Genomic DNA, 19,057 nt, shown 5'->3' with positions numbered 1-19,057 from the left:
AATCTGGATGATGGCAAAGCCGTCATCCAGACCTTCCTCATGAATTTTCACAATAAGGGCTGCTCATCCGTGTACAATTTATGTTATACTTAAAGTGTACAGATTGGGGGCGACCTGGCTTCGACGTGGGTTGCAAAACCAGAGGTGCATGCCGAGATTGAGAACTCTCGTAAATCAGACTCAAACTAAATATAAATGCAAACGATGAAAACTTTGCTGATGGGGAAGCTATCGCTGCTTAATAAGCGCTTTAGTTAAACCATCACTGTGTACTGGCCAATAAACCCAGTATCCCGTTCGACCGAGCCCGCTTATTGGTATCGAATCAACGGTCATAAGAAATAAGCTAGTGTCCTAATCCATCCCGTATTAAGACGCGAAATTCAGGGAATCGCTGTGTAGTATCCTGCCCGTCGGAGAATGCACAGTTAAATCAAAAGACACGGCTACGCATGTAGAGCTGAAGGCAGAGGATTTGCGGACGCGGGTTCGATTCCCGCCGCCTCCACCAATTAAAGATTCAGTAACATCCAATAAAGTCCTAAAGTTCCTTGTAAATAAAGGACTTTCCTCTAAATAGTATCCAATATCATCCTAAGAAATTTATTGACAGCCATGGCCAACTGTGGGCAAGATCACGGGCAACAGATGTGTTGTGAAAGTGAGTTGCCCCTAAAATGAAAGAAAGAAAAAAGAAGGGGCCCTTAAAGGATACCGATGTTCGTAATGCCAAAGCTGAAGAAAAACCTTATAAAATGCCTGATGAGCGAGGTTTATATCTAGAAGTTGCTCCTTCTGGAGGTAAGTGGTGGCGTTTTAGATATCGCTTCGAAGGTAAAGACAAACGAATTTCCTTAGGGATTTATCCGGATGTTAGCGTAAAACAAGCTCGTGATCGAAGAGATGAATGCCGTAAGATGGTTGCAAATGATATTGATCCTAGCGAGCATCGCAAAGCCAAGAAGGCAGCTAGAATTGAAAGTGCTGCAAATAGTTTTGAAGTGGTAGCAAGAGAATGGTTTTTAAAATACTCATCTCAATGGACAGAAAGTCACGGAAGTAAAATTATTAGAAGGTTGGAGCGAGATGTTTTTCCATGGATCGGCAATAATCCAATTGCTGATATTAATGCACCTACGCTTTTAACTGTGGTTCGTCGAATAGAAAGTCGAGGAGCAATAGAAACGGCTCACCGTGCATTAAGCAATTGTGGGCAAGTCTTCCGTTATGCTATAGCAACAGGACGGGCTATGCGTGATCCTTCCCAAGATTTACGGGGCGCATTAACACCAGTTAAAGAAACACATTTTGCAGCTGTTACCGAACCCAAAGATGTAGCCAAGCTAATAAGAGCTTTAGATGAGTACGAAGGGACGTTAATAGTAAAGTGTGCATTACGCTTAGCGCCATTAGTATTTGTACGCCCAGGAGAACTTCGTAAGGCAGAGTGGGAGCATATCGATTTTGATACTGCGGAATGGCGTTATAATGTTACGAAAACCAACACTGCTCATATTGTACCCCTTTCACAACAAGCCTTAGGCATCTTAAAAGAACTTTATCCCCAGACTGGTCGTGATAGGTATGTATTCCCAAGTGCTTGAGATAAAAATCGCCCCATGAGTGACAATGCGATTTTGGCAGCTATGCGTCGTATGGGCATTGATAAAGAAGAAATGACTACCCATGGTTTTCGTGCAATGGCCAGAACGATCTTAGATGAGGTTTTACAGTTTCGGCCAGATATCATTGAACATCAATTAGCCCATGCTGTACGCGATCCGAATGGACGTGCATATAACAGAACGGCTCATTTGCTTGAACGTAAGAAAATGATGCAGGCTTGGGCTGATTATTTGGATGAGCTGAAAACTGGAAAATTAATTAAGCACAATAGAGAAATAATAGAAATTTTATAACTATATTTAGAAAGGAATTTAAATGAAGACCGAGATTATTCACGCACTAATAAACGATTTTGAATCCCATGCGTATCAAACTGAAGAGGGCATAGAATACTGGCTTGCGCGCGATCTTCAAAAGCTATTGGGCTATGAAAAATGGTCAAATTTTGAAAATGTAATTTCCAAAGCGAAAATAGCTTGTGAGAACTCTGATCGCGCAGTCAATAATCATTTTGCCGACGTCGGTAAAACGATCCAAATGCCTAAAGGTGCACAAAAAACAATCGACGATATTATGCTTACTCGTTATGCGTGTTACTTGATTACACAAAATGGAGATCCCAAAAAGCAAGAAATTGCGTTTGCTCAAACGTATTTTGCTGTTCAAACTCGCAAAGCTGAATTAATTGAGCAACGTTTGTTAGAAACCGAAAGGTTAACTGCACGAAAAAAATTATCTGACACTGAGAAAGAGCTATCACAAGTTATTTATGAGCAAACGAATGGTAATGAAAATTTTGCTATGATTCGCAGTAAAGGCGATCATGCTCTTTTCGGCAAATCTACTCAGGCGATGAAAAAGCAATGGAATGTACCAGATAATCGCCCATTAGCTGACTTTGCTCCTACTATTATTCTAAAAGCAAAAGACTTTGCTACAGAAATTACTATTTTTAATGCCAAAGAACATGGTATGACAACAGAGCAAGCTATTTCAAAGGAGCATGTTACAAATAATGAAGCAGTTCGTAAGACACTTATAGATCGAGGCATTACTCCTGAAACGCTACCTCCAGCAGAGGATGTAAAGAAGGTTGAGCGTAGGCTGGAATCTGAAAAAAAGAAATCTCTAAAAAAACCTGATGCATTGTAAAACTAATTAATGAGAATAATATGACGAATGAAAGAAAATTTCTTGATGTTGCTTCCCATGCTTTTATAGAGGCCACAAATGAGTTATTGGATTTATATCATGAACAACCAGCAAAAATCACATTAACAGAAGAGTTCTCTAAAATCGTACTGAATGTTTATCAAAATTTCATGTTAGATGTTTTGCCTAGTTCCCAGTGTATTGTAGACAAAAGAAATTTTTTTAGTTTTGCCATTTTGTGCCGTTCATCTTTAGATATTATTATCCAAATTTTGTGGATATTAAGTTTGGAGGAGGATGAGCAGCTTAAAGCCATAGAATATTTTTTAAATTTTGAAGGAGTTGATGTTGGTCGGAATGGAAAAGATTTTTATGAATGGCAGAAAGCTTTTTGCCCTACATACTCCAGCAGAGAAACTGCAATGGAATTGGGGATAGATAGAGAGTGTATAATTCTTCCTTTAACGCAGCATAAGAGCAAAGAGTTAAAGTTAACTGTCTTTGATTATTTATCCAAAATTATGCATTGGAATCCCAGATTATTGAATGATCTTGTTGGGTATAATTCAGAGAAACATCTTGGTAATGCCGTTGAGCATACAAGGATGGCTGCTATATCTGTTGAGACCTTTGTTTTTTGTGCAATAACTTTTACAGAGATTTTTCTGAAACTCTGTTTAAAAATTGACGAAGAAAGCGTTAATCAAAAAACAAGCAATATAAAAGAAAAGTTTCGTGGGGCATTTGCTCCGTTTTATAGTGAGCTTGAGGCTGAAGCAGCTAATTAAATTTAAATGGTCAATTTAGCGATCAAGTGGGATTGGCAATCTATTTAACTCATCCCTATAAAAACGCCATTTAGGTATAAATTGATCCATCAAAGCGACAAAGCGATGATTATGAGATGGCTCGATTAGATGAACTAATTCATGGACAACAACATATTCAAGAAACTCTGAGGGCTTTTTTGCAAGTTCAAGATTAATTCGGATAGAGCGTAAAGAATGAGTGCAGCTGCCCCATTTGGTTTTCATTTTTTGAATTGTAAATTTTGAGACCGATACTCCTATTTTTCTCTCCCATGCAGTGATGAGAGAGTGAATTTTTTCTCTTAATTGGTGGCGATACCAGTTATCCATAATCTCGGCTTTTTTATGTACATTAGTTCCTGGACGAATTTGCAATAAAATTTGAGAGTGGTTCAATTGAACTTTTGGGGGTGCATCACATTCCACTAATTTTAATAAATAGCTTTTGCCATTGAAATAATGGCTCTCTCTGTCAATGTACTCTCTGGTTGTTTCACGTTCTTGTGATTGAAATTTATTTTGTTGTTTTCTTATCCAATTTAATTTGGAAATCACATAGGCTCGTATGGCATCTAATGACATCTGTTCAGGGGCAGATACTCTTACATGTCCAACAGGTGGATATACACTTAAATGAACATTTTTAATATTCTTCTGTACTACCGCAACATCCATGTCATCTAACTTAAAATCCGGCATTTAGTACTCTTCCTGTTGAGTGACGATATTGAATATTCTTTCAACTTCATCTTCATCCTGTATTAATTTCCAAATGGCTTTTTTTATTTCGTTTTCTTTTGCAATATTACCACGCCAACCATCACTTTTACTTATTCTAACAGCAGCATCAATTTGCAGAGCAAGTGATTCATCGTTATTAAGGTTGTTGTATAAACCTCTTTTAGCGGGTGTATCCATGCTTGAAGGAGTATTATCTGCCTGACCTGTTGCTACTTTTCTTGCTAGTTCTGCTATTTCTTCTAAATATTTTTTATAAGCAATGGCCTTTTCACGTCTTAGCCTTATTAACTCATTAAGTAGTTTTGACATCCGTTCAAAATAGGCAGGATCGAGCAGATGTTCCCTTGTAATTATACTACGTACGTTATTCTCGATGACTTCTGCAACAGCCTCTTTATTTCCCTTAAGTCCTTCAGGAATAGAATCAACCGCTTCATCAATACCTGCTTTAACAATTATATCAATTAATGGTGTATTGCCAAAAGGCGAGATCACAACTGAATCTTCAGCTTGGATATAACAATCTAAAAGATGACGCATATCAGCTTCATAAGATTTTAAATCTAATGTTTCATTACTTGCTCTACGAATCACCTCACGTAGCTTGACATAAAAATCGATGCGCTGTTTTATATGTTGGATTTCATTTTCACTATAACCAGCTTCCTCTAACTGATTAGCAATATTGGCATAAGCTCTAATAAATGAGACCGTTGCCTTATATAAAGCGGATCGGAGCGGTTCACGAGATTTTAAATCTTCAGGAATTTCTGTATTCCCACAAAAATAATGGATATATTCCAGATCACTTTTGGGTGGTTTAACATCTTCACAAAGCATTTCTAAAGTTTCTAAAGAGATATCAAGTTTCTCTCTACCAACTTTTAATCGCTCTTTTAATAAAATATCACAGTCTTCTGACTCAAACCCATCGTATTCCAGTTCAGAAGTATATACTGAGATTGCATTTTCCACTTTTGGAAATAAATCTTTGTAATCAACAACGTAACCATAATCCTTATCACTACCATCTAATCGATTGACTCGGCATATAGCTTGAAATAAACCATGGTCTTGCATCGATTTGTCAATATAAAGATAAGTACAACTTGGGGCATCAAAGCCTGTCAAAAGTTTATCGACAACAATCAATAATTTCATATTGGCAGGTTCATCTTTAAATAACTTCTTTACAGCATCTTCATAAGTTTCAGTTTTACTTTTACCAGCTCTTGGTTTAACGCTTTCAAGCAACTTTTCATAAGTATTGAAAATGTACTGTTTATCACTTTCTGTATTTGCACCAGTTTCTTCAGTGGTGATGTCTTTGCTTTGGGGATTATAAGAGGTCACTACAGCACATTTTCCTCTCAATCCAGTATTGGGGTTTTGAAACATTTCATAATATCGACAGGCTTCATAGATACTGGATGCAACTAGAATGGCATTGCCTCGCTCAGAATTCAAACGACGCTTTACACTAAAATCAAAGACGATATCAGCAACAACCTTTTCCATACGAGGACGACTACTTAATACATTTTGCATCGTGCTCCATTTCTTTTTAAGGGCGGCCTGTTGAAACTCATTTAATCCTTTTGTTTTGACTCTAAACCAATCATCAACCCGTTGTTGAGAACTCAAATGTTGATCGATATCTCGCGCTTCATAGATGAGATCTAGAACAACACCATCTTCAACCGCTTCATTAAACTTATAAGTATGAATATATTTTCCAAATACCTCTAGTGAAGTGGCTTTATCTTTTTTCAATAAGGGTGTTCCGGTAAAACCGATAAATACAGCATCAAGCATCATTGCTTTCATGACGCGATGTAGTTTACCGCTTTGTGTTCGATGACATTCATCCACAAAAACAAATAACTCACCAACAGCATGGCTAGGTTGAGTCTCTAATTCTTTAATAAACTTTTCAAAATTATCAACATCACGCTTACCAAACTTATGAATTAATGAACATAACAAACGAGGGGTTGCTTGTCCCAAATGCTCCATCAAATCTCGACCACTGCTGGTGCGATAGATTTTTTCATTAGCATCAGTAAAAACAGTTTCAATTTGTTTATCTAATTCATCACGATCAGTGATGATAGTAACTCGAGCATGAGGATTATTTTCTAATATCCATTTAGCCAAAAACACCATAACAATACTCTTACCACTACCTTGAGTATGCCAGATGATTCCACCCTCTTTTCGGCGTATATGATCTTGAGCTGCTTTTATTCCAAAATATTGATGCACTCTAGGTAATTTTTTTACCCCGCCATCAAACAGTACAAAGTCATAAATAATTTCTATAAAACGCTTTTTATTGCAGATTTTACTTAAATACTTATCTAACTTATAACCCTTGTTGTCAGCTTCGTCTTCTTTCCACTCGAGAAAATATTTATCTCTAGTCCCAATGGTTCCATATTTCAAACCCTCTGAATCATTACCTGCAAAGATAAATTGAACGGTTGAGAAGAAATTGCCGATAAATTCAGATTTTTGATTCACTAAAGATTGACGAATACCATCTCCAATCGAAACTCGGCTATTTTTGAGTTCAAGTATTGCAAGCGCAATACCGTTAACATATAAAACAACATCAGGGCGCTTTTCTTTATTACCAAATACCGTGACTTCTTCAGCAACATAGAAATCATTGTTTTCAGGATGCAACCAGTCGATTAGGTGAACGGTATCTGTTGGTAAACCAGCCTCAATTTTGACAGGTACGCCATAACGCAATAACTCATAAACATTTTTATTATTGTGATATAAATTGTGAGCATGGCTATTTGCAGTTGACTGTAATTTATCAAGCGCTTTATTAATATGATCGGTGCTATAGCCTTTTTGTGTTAAATAGCGAGTTAGTAAAGGCACTTCGATATTGCTGTTGTCAGCTTTATCAATCAAATTGCCTAGATAGGTATATCCTAGTTTGTCCCTGAATAAGTTTACGACTCGTTGTTGAGTTGCACGTTCTGGCTTGTTTACCGTTTGACTCATATCAATCGTATCCTTCCGGTTAATAGTTTTTGCATCATGCCTTGTTTGATTTGCTTAGCCTTTTTTAATTTTGATTCAAAAAAATTAATATTTGAATCCATATCTTTTAGAATTTCTGCAATTCTATTTTGCTCATCAATGGAAGGATAGGAAAAATTTAACTCTTTAACATCTGAGCTACTTATTGCAGGGTAATTAGAGCCTGAGATTAATGTATTGATCTGCTTATCAATAAATTCACAATAAAAAGATGAGAACAAAAAATACTCATTTATATATTTTTTCACACATCTAATAACTGCAAATCCAGTTGAACAAACCCAATTTTGGTTTCGATCATAGATAATACAATGAGACTTCAAATTTGGACGTACAGTTCCAATTAAAACATCACCGGATTTTACTACCCTTCGAGCTCTAGAGGGAGCACTTGAAAATATTTGCATTGAATAGGACTTTAATAAACCATTATTAACATCTTCTAGTGAAATATAATGAAATGCATAATTTGCATCAGTATTTGAAGACAGATTTTCAGGATCAATTTCCGTACAATTGCCTAAATTTTCAATTTTCCATCCATCTTTCAACTTCCCATTTTCATAAGGATTAAGCAGAGTCTGCATAGCACCTTGTTTGATTTGGCGCTTTTTGGCGATTAGTTGGGTAAGGGATTGTATCCATGCATCCGCATCGCTTAAGGCTTTGGCTATGGCTTTTTGTTCATTAATTGATTTAGGGACTGGAATTTGCATATCTGCAATCATGTCTCTACGTACAGAATCGACTGAAGACTTAGCAGTCATTTGTGAAATTCTATTATAAAAATTATTACTAAAATAAAGGAAAAAATAATAACCATCTAATGAGTTAGAAAAATTACTCATTTTATAAACGCGCTGATGAAAATCAAATTTACCATTAATATAATGATAAATTTTACCAGTACCAACCCCATCACCTGCCGTTAGAACTGCTTCACCATCAAATGAGTAACTATTTATTCTCTCAATAGTTTGGGAACGAACAAAAAAAGGGAAATTACCATTATCTATTCGGTTCTGAGTATTTTTATCTCCAGTAGTTATGGAACAGTGATTTTTAACATAATCAATGTCCCAATCCTTAGGCAATAAACCTAACTCGGTAATTTTGTAATCTTCTTTCAATTCCATACAAACCCCATCTTTTCAAGATGTTGATTCACGGCTTGCTCTAATTCATTAATTTGCCTATTTAAGTTTGGCAATGTCAATTCATAACGCTCGGTTAACTCTCTGATCCTTTGTGTTAGTAACTGGCTAATACGATCCATTTCAGAATGGATATCTTTTTCGATAGTTGATAACCATTTATCTGCAATAACCAATTCCTTAATTTGCGCTTCAGACAAGTTAGGATAAAAATCTGATAACAACGCATCCAACTCTGCATCAGCTTCTTTAATGGATTTTTTTAAACTTGATTCTTGTGCTAAAAGTTCCAGATATTGGTTTAAGATATTTTGCTCTTCGAAAGTATTAGTTTCAGATTTCAATTCTTTCAGTTTGGCTGTAACAGTACTTTTATTAATTTTGTCTAAATCTGAAAAAACTCCATCATCAACATTATGCTCTTCTTCCATTTCTGTTTTTTGGGCCTGTACTCTTTCTAATTTAGCATTTAGCTCATTAATCACTTGTTGCTGCTTTTGAAAATAGCGCTCAATAACCAAATTTTTAGGCACTAAATCACAAGTCCATCCTTTATCAACTTTCTTCCCTTTATTGTTTTTTTCTATAATTCGATAAGTAGACGCTTTCCAGCCATCAGCAGCTATTAGATAGCAATCATCTTGCATGACTTCATACCAGTAGTTCATCAAATGTTGATACACGTTGTATTGGTTGATAAGAGGTTTACCAATATAGGTATTTAACAATGATTCGCTGATTTGATAGATAAGCTCTTTTGGATGAAAATCTTTTTCTAGAGCACTCAAAATCTCAGTTGTTTTTTTCTTCCAGCCATCAAACACATTATCCATCTCATCCATATATTGAGTAAATTCACTATGATGATAGATAGTGTCTTTAATCTCTGCCTTATCAACATTGATCGTATAGTATTTATCGCTTCGCGTAGCCTTCCTGAATAGAGTGTTTTTTAAGTTAGGGAAGATTTGCCAATAGTCTTCTAAAGCATCAATATCCGCTTTTGGTATATCACCTAATAAATGAGCTTCTATATCTTGTAAGTCTTCAGGCTCACTACTGTCGATATAGCGGGGGATATTGAGATTAAAGTCATTCTTTTCAATTTCTTCAACTGCTACCAATCGGCTGTAACCATCAATTTCTAACTGTTTGGTAAATGCATCCACAATTTTATGAATATCCATTTCTCTCAGGCGATTTTTATTTCCGTCTTTAATAAATCCTTTGCCCGCATCTATCATAAAAATGTTTTTACGATCAACCGAGCTCTCTTTATCAATAATAATGATGCATGCAGGAATACCTGTACCATAGAACAAGTTAGCTGGAAGACCTACGATACCTTTAATTAAACCTTTACGAACCAAAGCCTCTCTTATATCAGCCTCAGCATTACCACGAAATAAAACACCGTGAGGTAAAATACATGCGCCTTTACCTCGACTTTTTAAAGAGCGGATAATATGTAAAAGATAAGCATAGTCTCCATTTTTTGCTGGTGGAACCCCATCATCAAATCGCTTGTAAGGATCGTTATATGTATCGACCCCACTGCTCCAACGCTTATCACTGAATGGTGGATTGGCAACCACATAATCAAAGGTTTTTAATCCATCGCCATCTTTAAATAAGGGATTAGCCAAAGTATTTTCACGCTTGATTTCTGCAGTAGGGTTATCATGAAGTATCATGTTCATGCGCGCCAAACCTGCCGTAGTGGCATCTTTTTCCTGACCATAAAGAGATACTTTTGTGGGTGCATGATCAGCTACTTTCAATAACAAAGAGCCAGAACCACAAGTTGGGTCATAGACAGTAGTTGCAGCAGAAGTTTGATCTTTATCAATACCTATGATTTTAGCCATTACACGACTAACTTCAGAAGGTGTATAGAATTGTCCCTTACTTTTTCCACTTTCAGTTGCAAAATGGCGCATGAGATACTCATAAGCATCACCAAGAATATCATCTCCATCAGCACGGTTTTTACTGAAATTAAGCTCTGGCTTTTCAAAAATGGCTATCAGATTTGTAAGCTTTTCTACCATTTCCTTACCACTGCCTAATTTTTCAGGGTCATTGAAATTAGGCATACCCGTTAATTTATTGGCATTCTCAAGGGGAGCAATGATTTTTTTATTGATATCATCCCCAATAGTCGGCTTGCCCTTTAACTCAACCATATTCTGAAAGCTTGCCCCTTCGGGAATGATAATTGGAGCATAGGGCTTACCAGCATACTTATCGCTTATGTACTTAATAAACAATAATACCAATACATAATCTTTATATTGGCTAGCATCCATCCCACCTCTAAGCTCATCACAACTTGCCCAAAGTGATGAGTATAATTCTGATTTTTTTATTGCCATGCTATTAGTTACCTTAAGTTTCTGTTCATTAGTCTTTCTTATCTCTTGAATGTTCAAAAGAAAGAAGAGGTATTCCTTGATGGACACAGTAGTTTCTAATTAATACCTCAATCATGTTTGTTACAGAGCGATGTTCTCGTTCAGCAGCAATCCTCAATGCTTCCTTGAGCTCTGGAGATATGCGAAAAGTTAAAGTGCTGGTTTTGTCACTCATCATTCGTAGTACCGGGAATAATAATAGCCTGAGGATAATCTTTAGCCAGCTTTTGTAAACGCTTCTCAGCGTCTAACAACGCTGTCTTGGAGTTGAATTTCCCCAGTATCGCGTCATCCTTATTTAACAGAGTATATTCAGGACACATAAAAATAAACGTCACCTCTGAGTCCCCAGAATCTGATGACATAGCCTGTGCATAGGCCGCTTTAAATTTTTCTTCAAGCACGTCAATCCTTTCTTCCAGTTTTTTATCCTCCATGCTAAAACCGGGATCCCACATAGCAATTGTAATTGTTTTCATCAAAGTTACCTCACTACTTGCTAAAATTATAGTGTATTTTTTTTAATTATTTGATGAAAATCCCATCCTAAACGAGCATAATTAAAACAAGGTGTCCAAAGTTAAAAGGCCGTTACAATTCTTAAGTATTAAAACATTGCTATCACAAGCAATGGGGCATAGAGGGTCAAGCCTTGCTTTGTGCTTAAAGCAGAAATTATCAAATAAACACAAGTTTGATAAGTAGGGAGTAAGCACGAAGCAAGGCTTGACCCTCTATGTGTTTCTATTTATAATCGCAACAATGTGTTTATTTTTTGTAAAGAACATCTTTAAAATCCTCTTCATTTGAAAATTGGTTTTTTGTACTTTCAGTGTAGAGAATAGATAAATGCCCTCCACTACCTAATGTATCATGAGGTAACCTGTGGTTAATTGATAACTTATTGCCATCGGGTAAGCTATAAATATTTAATGCCTGCGAAGGTCGGCCTTCGAATAAGCTATATTTCTTTTTACTCAGCTTTTTAGCATCGGCGAGTGATATTTTTTTAGCAACAGGATTTTCTACATCTATCAAATAAAAGTCTCCCGAATCACATACAGCAATACATTGGTTTGAAGATAATACTTGTAGCTCTTTTAGGCAGGGAGATTCTTTGCCATGTTTCTTCGCTAATAGAATTCTATTTTTCTCTTCGCCTGTTTTCCCATTTAAAAGCAGGATATAAGGAGGGGCATCGTTTGTGTTATATAACAAGGCAACCAAATCACCATTGGGTAAAGCATGAAGATGATCAAGTTTTCCATTCTTTTCGTACTCTTCAATCAAAAGAACTTCTTTAATCTGATTTTCTTTGCAATTAAAAAAAATAAGGCCTGCCCTTGATAAGGATGTCGTTTTCTCTAGGACAACAGAAAAAACAATACGGTGACCAGGTAGTAAAATAAAGGAGGAAACATAGCCATCCTTATGTGCATTATAAGTAAGTGGTATATTTTTATGGGTAAAAAATTTATCAATTACATCCTTACATAAGTGAGAAACACCTTTAGCTACTCTTTTTTCATTATTATTGAAAAAACTAAATAAATGAACCAAGAGTTCAACGGGGAGTGGAGCCATCATACTATTTTCTTGCTCAGGGGTACTAATCTCTTTTTTTTCTAACATCTTTTTACACTTCCATTCGTTATTCAAAATTCAAATCCATTAGATCTGATGATTACTTTGATAGACAGACCTAAGTAAGCCATAGAGTTGTGGATTCAACCATCTAATGCAATCACACTTTAACTAATTTTTTGCGATAAAAATAACATGCCAGGCGCTTTACAGCCTAATGTTTTTCTAGGGTCTTTCATTAAATTTATTCATAATCACAACTGGGTGTTATTAGTTATTGAAATATTGCCGTACTAATCCATTTGCATTTTGATCGAGCACGTTCCAAAAATGAACACTAGGAATACATGTCTACCGTTGGATAAATTGGACGTATTGGCTCTCTCTCTTTGCATGCGGATTGGGTGGCAACCAATGTTTATACATTGGAAGATACTGATGAACCTTTGTATATAGCTACGGCTATTGAGCAGGAATTTGAATCATTGCGAAATTTTCTGGTTGTGATGAGTTTTGCATTTCCTCATAAAACCGTACTTACTCATTTAAGTGGCCGTATCGTTAGAGCCTTATATCCAGAATATTAGTTGAAGGCTCAATATCCAATAAGATTTTCCTTCCATTTTCGTCAATAAATCTTAGTTTCATCAATTTATCCTATTTAAAATAAGTTAATTAAAAAAAATCTTGTTACTTTAACAATTTAAAAATTTTTATAGATCATAGTGTAAATAATTCTTCTTGTTTCTTACTAAAAACCTCTTGAATTGCTTTTTCAATATAATGGGTTTTACCGCATATCCAGCCCAAACTAATAGTATGGGCTGGATATGCGGTAAAACCCAACATTGAATTAGAATATCAAAGGGTTTATTGCGGGTTTTATTTGCTTACAATTAAGGACAACAAAAGACAACAAAATAGTAACTGATCTTGCCTGAAAAAAATGGACGCCAAGCTAAGCAACTTGTTTGACCTCATATAACTCGGGTGATTGGTACCCCAATCGAGAATGAAGTCGTTTCCTATTATAATAGATTTCAATGTACTCGAATATATGACGTTTCGCTTCAGCGCGCGAAATTAATTTCTCTCCATGAATGGCTTCAACCTTAAAGCTATGATTCCAGCTCTCCATTGCAGCATTGTCGTAACAATCACCACGTGCAAATAAGGCCATGAGTTGTTAAAAGCTCTTGGTAATCATAGGAGCAATACTGGCTGCCCCGATCAGAATGAATAATCAATCCACGTGGAGGCTTTCTTCTCCAGATTGCCATTTGTAATGCATCGCTCACCAGTTGTTTGGTCATACGTTCTGACAGCGCCCATCCCACCACTTTTCGGGAATACAAATCAAGAACTACAGCCAAGTAAAGCCAGCCTTCCTCTGTCCAACAATAGGTTATGTCACTAACCCATTCTTCATTGGGTTTTAATGCATTAAAATCTTGCTGTAGTAGGTTTGGAGCAACAGGTAACTGATGATTGCTATTGGTTGTTGCCTTGAATTTCTTCGCAGCTTTTGCTCGCCAACCTTGCTCACGCATGATCCGAGCAACACGCTGCTTGCCAACAGGCTCTCCCTCTTGGTTTAATCGTCGGGTAATTCGAGGAGCACCTGCACGCGAGCGTTCTTCATCAAAGATAAGCTTTATTTGGACAGCCAAATCATGATCTCGTGCTGAGCGTTTTGAGGGACCGCGAGTGAGCCATGCATAATACCCACTTACGGATAATCCCAAGAGACGACACATTAGCCGAATGGGAAAATGCTCCGACCATTCCTTGATCATGGCGTACCTCACTCCGAATCCTTGGCGAAGTACGCAGCCGCCTTTTTTAGAAATGCATTCTCTTCTGCAAGACGGGCGCATTCGCGCTTTAAGCGGGCCATTTCTGCTTCCTGAAGCTTTTGATTTTCAAGACTGTCTCCACCTTGCTTTTTCTTCGCTTGCCACGAATATAATAATGCTGGTGTTAGGCCAAGATCTTTCGCTACTTGAGCTATACCATCCTTTTTTGCTCGTTCTAGCGCCTGATCTTTGAAATGAGGACTGTATTTCTTTCTGTTTGATTTTTGTTCTGGATTATTATTGTGCATTATTCACCTCTGGTTAAGATTTTACTCTCTTAACTAGGTGTCCATCAATTCAAGGCAAGATCATGATTGCTCTCCTTGAACTACATGTATATATGAGTTAAAGAATTATTAATTTGCGGTATTCACTCCATTAACTTAAATACAATATTTAAATTTCGCAATGCCTATTGGGTTATTGTTTTGGATTATGATCACAATTCTGATGTTTCACGTTGAACTAGGGTATTGTCAGCGGTACTATATTAATTTTGTTAGCTACATTATGTGGTAGGTATAGGAGCTAACTTCTTTGGAACACGAGTCAAATAATGACATCAAAACCAAGACTACCGAAAGAACCGATACATACACTATCTGAACCTTTATCACGATTTATTCATATTGAAACTAGTTCAGCTCTTATACTTTTGTTATTCGCTATTATTTCGTTAATATTAGCCAACTCTCCTTGGTCAAAATCTTTTTTATCCATTTGGGAAGTTCCCTTGGGCATTTATGCAGGCAATTTGGAATTCTCCCGTCCAATACATGCTTGGATTAATGAAGGGTTAATGACCTTCTTTTTCTTTTTTGTCTCTTTAGAATTAAAAAGAGAATTGGTGTTTGGGGAGTTAAGAAATCCTAAAATGTCTGCGCTTCCTGTTATTGCAGCTTTTGGTGGGATGCTTGTACCGGCGCTATTGTACCTCTTACTCCAAGCCGGAGAACCAGGGCAGAATGGCTGGGGTACTGTGATGGCTACTGATACCGCTTTTGTTATCGGTTGCTTGGCAATTTTTGGTAACTTCATTCCTCACAGCTTGCGTATATTCATGTTGTCGTTGGCTATTATTGATGATATTGGAGCAATCCTAGTGGTTGCAATTGGATATAGTCCGGGTATTAATTGGATAGCACTTATTATATCAGCACTAGGGGTTATGTTGGTGTATGTTATGCAATGGTTGGGAGTTCGCAGTATCGCTTTCTTTTTTTTCATTGGAATACTTCTGTGGCTTGCAATAGATCAATCCGGTATCCATCCTACTATTACAGGAGTCATTCTTGGCTTAATGGCCCCTACAAAGACCTGGATAAATGATAAGCAACTACATAAAATTTTAGAAAATGTGGTTTCATATCCTCCGGGAGAGCACTGGAGCGGTGATACGGAAGATCGTAGAGCATTGCTCATGGGTGGAATCGCGGCGCGTGAAGCAATTTCGCCAGTTGAGCGTTTGGAAATTCTTTTACACCCTTGGATAGGTTATTTAATCCTACCATTATTTGCCTTAGCGAACGCAGGAATACCATTATTTTCCTTAGATTTAACTCATGAAGTAACTATTTCTATATTTTTAGGATTTATTCTGGGCAAGCCTATAGGTGTTTTTTGTTTTAGTTTTATGGCTGAATTTTTAAGGTTGGCGAAACGGCCTAAAGACCTTACCTGGGGATTATTAGGGTGTGCCAGCATCTTGACAGGAATTGGGTTTACAATGGCAATTTTTATTGCGAATTTATCCTTTAATCAAAACCTTATTATCGCAGCACGTTTGGGTATACTACTGGCAAGTATTTTTTGTGGTTTAGTTGGCCTTTTTGCATTTATAATTTACAAATATTTTGCTAAATCTATTTTACATAATTATTCTGAATAAATTTTTAATTATCTAATTTCTCGGTTACTTATGTCGCGTCTCCACATAGATTCTTTATCAAATGAATGTGTGAAAATAGATTGATTGTCGGTTCCCTAATTTGGGAAACGTTCTGTACAAGTAATTATGCAGATTTTATATGCTCAACTTTGTCAATTTGTTTCGACTCTAGTGTTCATTAATCGTTGGTCTATTTAAAAATAAGCTAATATAAAACAAGAGGAGAATAAATTAATTTTCTGGAGCTAAAAATGAATCATTACAGATTAAGAGTAATAGATAAGGAAACAATAAAAATAATTAAGGATATTGGGGGATATGAAAATCTTCTTGAAAATGGCCAGGATACTTGGGCTAATACTGAAGAAGAAGCTAGATTGAAATTAGCAGAACAAACTGTTTTTTCTAATTTTGGTAGAAATCGGGGAGAATTGCATCCGAATAAAGAATGTTATTGGGGATTAAATGATATTTGGACAGACCCCAACAAAGTCGATATAAAGCTTGTTTAATTCTTGATTGGGATAGCCCGAATTTTTCTAACGTAGTATGTAGTCTCCCTTTAATGTGAAACAAAATCATATAACCAATACATAGACATTGAGCAATATAGGTAACACCTATAGTGAAATAGCCATGTGGCTTGATTAAGTATAATATGCCTCAAAGATACCCAATATCTGCCCAAAAAAATTAATTCAATCCGATCATTAGCAATACTCCAGTATTGAGAAAAATGGCCAGGAATGGCGCCTTTAAATGATGGGGAGGTTCATGAGCTCTCGCAGGGGGCACGGCATAGAGGGTCAAGCCTTGCTTTGTGCTTAAAGCAGAAATTATCAAATAAACACAAGTTTGATAAGTAGGGAGTAAGCACGAAGCAAGGCTTGACCCTCTATGATTTGCGACAAAACCCGAAATTTTTATACTAGATGATTAATACGCTATTGGTCTATTTATAGCGAAAATCAAGATGAAACAAATTCTTTTGAAATCAAATAACTCGTATCACTATTGCATAATTTACGTAGATGAATTAACAAGACAATAATAATGGTTCAAATATAATACTATCAGATTAATGTTTGGTTAAATTGAAGTAAGCAAGGTTAGAGGTTAACAATTATGCAAGCTAAAGCAGTAGAAAAAGGTAACGTTTTTTCATATGTAAGTATTGAAGGAAACGAAAAAGTCGAAAGAAATCTCTCTGCAGTATCTTTAGAGAAAGCCCCCTATTTTTATTGCTCTTCAGGTACAAACTCAGCAAGCAAAGGAACATGGTTTCCTTGTTATGGAATCCAAGAAGGCTGGATCATAAAACCTGCACATACATCATTCCCAGAGAATTTTTCAGTATTCATTCGTAATATGTTTCTAAGTAAACAAGTCAGCTTTCCATTAGTCGAAAGAAATCAAATAGAATGCACCAATGAAGTGCACATGATAGAGAAAAAATTACAAGCTTTTGCGCGTCGCTTTGGAAATATAGAATCACTACTCTTTTCCTATGCAGTCGGTGGCGGTTATTGGAATACAAAAGATAGCTTTGTATTACGAAATTATCTTGATGCTGTGTATGCAAAAGAGCTTCACGCAATAAAAAGTAACTGCCCTGAAATATCAATATTACGTAACCCTCCAGCAGCTACTAAGGATCGAGAGTTTTTCGCCGATTTCGATAACAATCCAATTGGTGCTTTGTCCGCTGCTAAGAGATTACACAGTGCTTTAGAAGAGCAGCGCAGCCACATTGAGCCATTTGCTTTGAAAATTAAAAGAAAGGACATTACTACCCAACCTCCTTTATTACCCAAAACAGCCAAATCACCGCTTTTATCGCAAACCCTGTTTTGTAGACCAGAGAACAGAGTCGTGCAAAACCATGCTCCTCAAAATTGGGAAGTGCTATCCAAGAATTTAACGCCAAAATCGCATAAAGATTTAACTTATGCGCTAGATGATTATCTCGCATTTGAATGGGAAGCTGACAAAAGCTGTGTTGCAACCAATAGCACGCGAAAAGAAGCGGCAAATAGCTTACTCAAATGGATAAAGGGTGGTGAGATAATGCTGACTCATAACCAAATCAATGCACTTGAAGAGAAAAGCGTTCTAAGAAACATTTTCGAAGACATAAAAAGATCCGATTTTTATACACATAATAGCCATAAGCTTCATATGGAATCAACGAGCTTTAGTTTAAGATAGATAAGGGCCCAATCTTTAAGGGGCGGCATATTCTAATCTCAAGAATAATATCCACCCACATCATTATGCTATGTTTCCTGGTAGTTTCTCGGAAGAGAAGTTAAAAAAAATCTTAAACAACCCCTGCTCTTCTTAAGAGCAGCAAGGTTAGCTAGCAGTCCTAATAAAATCAATAGAGGAAAAAAGTGGATTATCGTTAAAGGATTATTTCAAAATTATTTTTATGGTTTATTGAGATTCCCATTAGAAGTGAGCATAAATATGGATTTGATCATAAAAAAAGAATCCTTTTATGTAGATATTAGAAAATTTTCTGGCGATGAAAAATTCATATCTCTGATAAAAAAACTATCTCATGATATAAATGACATTAGATTTTCAGCTACTGCCTTTTTTGCTCCATTAGATCTAATCAACGGAGTGAGCGATCGTAAAAAATAAAATGTTAAAATAAATATCGATTTCATTATGCCTATCTGATGATTTATTCTCTATTTTCAAGGGTAAAATTGTTTGGATTATTAATTAGAGCATTACAGGTCAAAACGACCCAACCTACGAGTTG

At 36.3% G+C, this 19,057-nt stretch carries 16 protein-coding genes, 1 other RNA gene and 1 pseudogene; 10 read left to right on the top strand and 8 right to left on the bottom strand.

Features of this window, described 5'->3' with window-relative positions:
• Window positions 1–105: 105 nt before the first annotated feature.
• The 5 genes from ssrA (at window position 106) to BGO44_RS03025 (ending at window position 3,566) form a co-directional block, all read left to right on the top strand.
• Window positions 106–511, top strand: a transfer-messenger RNA (tmRNA) gene (gene ssrA / locus BGO44_RS03045).
• A 166-nt stretch (window positions 512–677) separates the two neighbouring features.
• Complete coding sequence (locus BGO44_RS03040; RefSeq protein ID WP_273198097.1) at window positions 678–1,604, top strand: tyrosine-type recombinase/integrase; 927 nt, start codon at window positions 678–680, stop codon at window positions 1,602–1,604.
• A gap of 15 nt (window positions 1,605–1,619) precedes the next feature.
• A complete protein-coding gene (locus BGO44_RS03035; protein ID WP_273198099.1) occupies window positions 1,620–1,919 on the top strand; it encodes a tyrosine-type recombinase/integrase in 300 nt (99 codons plus the stop codon).
• Between the two features lie 22 nt (window positions 1,920–1,941).
• Window positions 1,942–2,778 (top strand): DNA damage-inducible protein D, encoded by an 837-nt coding sequence (dinD, locus tag BGO44_RS03030; protein WP_273198100.1) that lies wholly within the window; start codon window positions 1,942–1,944, stop codon window positions 2,776–2,778.
• Between the two features lie 20 nt (window positions 2,779–2,798).
• On the top strand, window positions 2,799–3,566 hold the full coding sequence (locus BGO44_RS03025; RefSeq protein ID WP_273198102.1) for a hypothetical protein: 768 nt from the start codon (window positions 2,799–2,801) through the stop codon (window positions 3,564–3,566).
• Window positions 3,567–3,581: 15 nt separating this feature from the next.
• On the opposite strand, the gene BGO44_RS03020 is transcribed toward BGO44_RS03025, so the two are convergent.
• The 7 genes from BGO44_RS03020 to BGO44_RS02990 form a co-directional block, all read right to left on the bottom strand.
• Complete coding sequence (locus BGO44_RS03020; RefSeq protein WP_273198104.1) at window positions 3,582–4,286, bottom strand: M48 family metallopeptidase; 705 nt, start codon at window positions 4,284–4,286, stop codon at window positions 3,582–3,584.
• Window positions 4,287–7,349 carry a type I restriction endonuclease subunit R gene (locus BGO44_RS03015; RefSeq protein WP_273198105.1) on the bottom strand — a complete coding sequence of 1,021 codons (3,063 nt, stop codon included), beginning with the start codon at window positions 7,347–7,349 and terminating at the stop codon, window positions 4,287–4,289.
• Window positions 7,346–8,524: a restriction endonuclease subunit S gene (locus BGO44_RS03010; RefSeq protein WP_273198107.1), complete on the bottom strand. Its 1,179-nt coding sequence runs from the start codon at window positions 8,522–8,524 to the stop codon at window positions 7,346–7,348. Before BGO44_RS03010 ends, BGO44_RS03015 begins: the two co-directional genes overlap by 4 nt.
• Window positions 8,515–10,917, bottom strand: a complete 2,403-nt coding sequence (locus tag BGO44_RS03005) for a type I restriction-modification system subunit M (protein WP_273198108.1) — start codon at window positions 10,915–10,917, stop codon at window positions 8,515–8,517. Before BGO44_RS03005 ends, BGO44_RS03010 begins: the two co-directional genes overlap by 10 nt.
• A gap of 28 nt (window positions 10,918–10,945) precedes the next feature.
• Window positions 10,946–11,134, bottom strand: coding sequence for a type II toxin-antitoxin system antitoxin (locus BGO44_RS03000; protein ID WP_273198111.1), 189 nt, complete (start codon window positions 11,132–11,134; stop codon window positions 10,946–10,948).
• On the bottom strand, window positions 11,124–11,435 hold the full coding sequence (locus BGO44_RS02995) for a hypothetical protein (protein WP_273198113.1): 312 nt from the start codon (window positions 11,433–11,435) through the stop codon (window positions 11,124–11,126). The genes BGO44_RS03000 and BGO44_RS02995 overlap by 11 nt, the downstream gene beginning before the upstream one ends.
• A 289-nt stretch (window positions 11,436–11,724) precedes the next feature.
• The gene (locus BGO44_RS02990; RefSeq protein WP_273198115.1) at window positions 11,725–12,588 is read right to left on the bottom strand and encodes a hypothetical protein; all 864 of its coding nucleotides are present in this window, start codon (window positions 12,586–12,588) and stop codon (window positions 11,725–11,727) included.
• A gap of 356 nt (window positions 12,589–12,944) precedes the next feature.
• On the opposite strand from BGO44_RS02990, the gene BGO44_RS02985 reads away from it, so the two are divergent.
• Window positions 12,945–13,127: a hypothetical protein gene (locus BGO44_RS02985; protein ID WP_131795046.1), complete on the top strand. Its 183-nt coding sequence runs from the start codon at window positions 12,945–12,947 to the stop codon at window positions 13,125–13,127.
• A 371-nt stretch (window positions 13,128–13,498) separates the two neighbouring features.
• On the opposite strand, the pseudogene BGO44_RS02980 reads toward BGO44_RS02985, so the two are convergent.
• Window positions 13,499–14,644: pseudogene (locus BGO44_RS02980) on the bottom strand (IS3 family transposase).
• A 308-nt stretch (window positions 14,645–14,952) separates the two neighbouring features.
• Between BGO44_RS02980 and nhaA the strand changes: the two are divergent.
• The 4 genes from nhaA (at window position 14,953) to BGO44_RS02960 (ending at window position 18,933) form a co-directional block, all read left to right on the top strand.
• On the top strand, window positions 14,953–16,284 hold the full coding sequence (gene nhaA / locus BGO44_RS02975; RefSeq protein ID WP_273198118.1) for a Na+/H+ antiporter NhaA: 1,332 nt from the start codon (window positions 14,953–14,955) through the stop codon (window positions 16,282–16,284).
• 251 nt (window positions 16,285–16,535) lie between these two features.
• Window positions 16,536–16,796, top strand: coding sequence for a hypothetical protein (locus BGO44_RS02970; RefSeq protein WP_058511232.1), 261 nt, complete (start codon window positions 16,536–16,538; stop codon window positions 16,794–16,796).
• Between the two features lie 613 nt (window positions 16,797–17,409).
• Entirely contained in the window at window positions 17,410–18,492 is a 1,083-nt protein-coding gene (locus tag BGO44_RS02965; RefSeq protein WP_273198121.1) for a hypothetical protein, read from the top strand.
• Between the two features lie 261 nt (window positions 18,493–18,753).
• The gene (locus tag BGO44_RS02960; RefSeq protein ID WP_273198123.1) at window positions 18,754–18,933 is read left to right on the top strand and encodes a hypothetical protein; all 180 of its coding nucleotides are present in this window, start codon (window positions 18,754–18,756) and stop codon (window positions 18,931–18,933) included.
• The last annotated feature ends 124 nt before the right edge of the window (window positions 18,934–19,057 follow it).

Origin of the sequence: Legionella sp. 39-23 (assembly GCF_001897665.1) — a bacterium.
Classification (GTDB): Bacteria; Pseudomonadota; Gammaproteobacteria; order Legionellales; family Legionellaceae; genus Legionella; species Legionella steelei.
The sequence above is the reverse complement of the archived record's forward strand: the minus strand, read 5'-3'. Positions and strand labels throughout refer to the sequence as shown.

Excerpts from the sequence above, each read along its gene's own strand:
- BGO44_RS03040 (WP_273198097.1), top strand. The coding sequence starts at position 678 with ATGAAAGAAAGAAAAAAGAAGGGGCCCTTAAAGGATACCGATGTTCGT.
- BGO44_RS03035 (WP_273198099.1), top strand. The coding sequence starts at position 1,620 with ATGAGTGACAATGCGATTTTGGCAGCTATGCGTCGTATGGGCATTGAT.
- dinD (WP_273198100.1), top strand. The coding sequence starts at position 1,942 with ATGAAGACCGAGATTATTCACGCACTAATAAACGATTTTGAATCCCAT.
- BGO44_RS03025 (WP_273198102.1), top strand. The coding sequence starts at position 2,799 with ATGACGAATGAAAGAAAATTTCTTGATGTTGCTTCCCATGCTTTTATA.
- BGO44_RS03020 (WP_273198104.1), bottom strand. The coding sequence starts at position 4,286 with ATGCCGGATTTTAAGTTAGATGACATGGATGTTGCGGTAGTACAGAAG.
- BGO44_RS03015 (WP_273198105.1), bottom strand. The coding sequence starts at position 7,349 with ATGAGTCAAACGGTAAACAAGCCAGAACGTGCAACTCAACAACGAGTC.
- BGO44_RS03010 (WP_273198107.1), bottom strand. The coding sequence starts at position 8,524 with ATGGAATTGAAAGAAGATTACAAAATTACCGAGTTAGGTTTATTGCCT.
- BGO44_RS03005 (WP_273198108.1), bottom strand. The coding sequence starts at position 10,917 with ATGGCAATAAAAAAATCAGAATTATACTCATCACTTTGGGCAAGTTGT.
- BGO44_RS03000 (WP_273198111.1), bottom strand. The coding sequence starts at position 11,134 with ATGATGAGTGACAAAACCAGCACTTTAACTTTTCGCATATCTCCAGAG.
- BGO44_RS02995 (WP_273198113.1), bottom strand. The coding sequence starts at position 11,435 with ATGAAAACAATTACAATTGCTATGTGGGATCCCGGTTTTAGCATGGAG.
- BGO44_RS02990 (WP_273198115.1), bottom strand. The coding sequence starts at position 12,588 with ATGTTAGAAAAAAAAGAGATTAGTACCCCTGAGCAAGAAAATAGTATG.
- nhaA (WP_273198118.1), top strand. The coding sequence starts at position 14,953 with ATGACATCAAAACCAAGACTACCGAAAGAACCGATACATACACTATCT.
- BGO44_RS02970 (WP_058511232.1), top strand. The coding sequence starts at position 16,536 with ATGAATCATTACAGATTAAGAGTAATAGATAAGGAAACAATAAAAATA.
- BGO44_RS02965 (WP_273198121.1), top strand. The coding sequence starts at position 17,410 with ATGCAAGCTAAAGCAGTAGAAAAAGGTAACGTTTTTTCATATGTAAGT.
- BGO44_RS02960 (WP_273198123.1), top strand. The coding sequence starts at position 18,754 with ATGGATTTGATCATAAAAAAAGAATCCTTTTATGTAGATATTAGAAAA.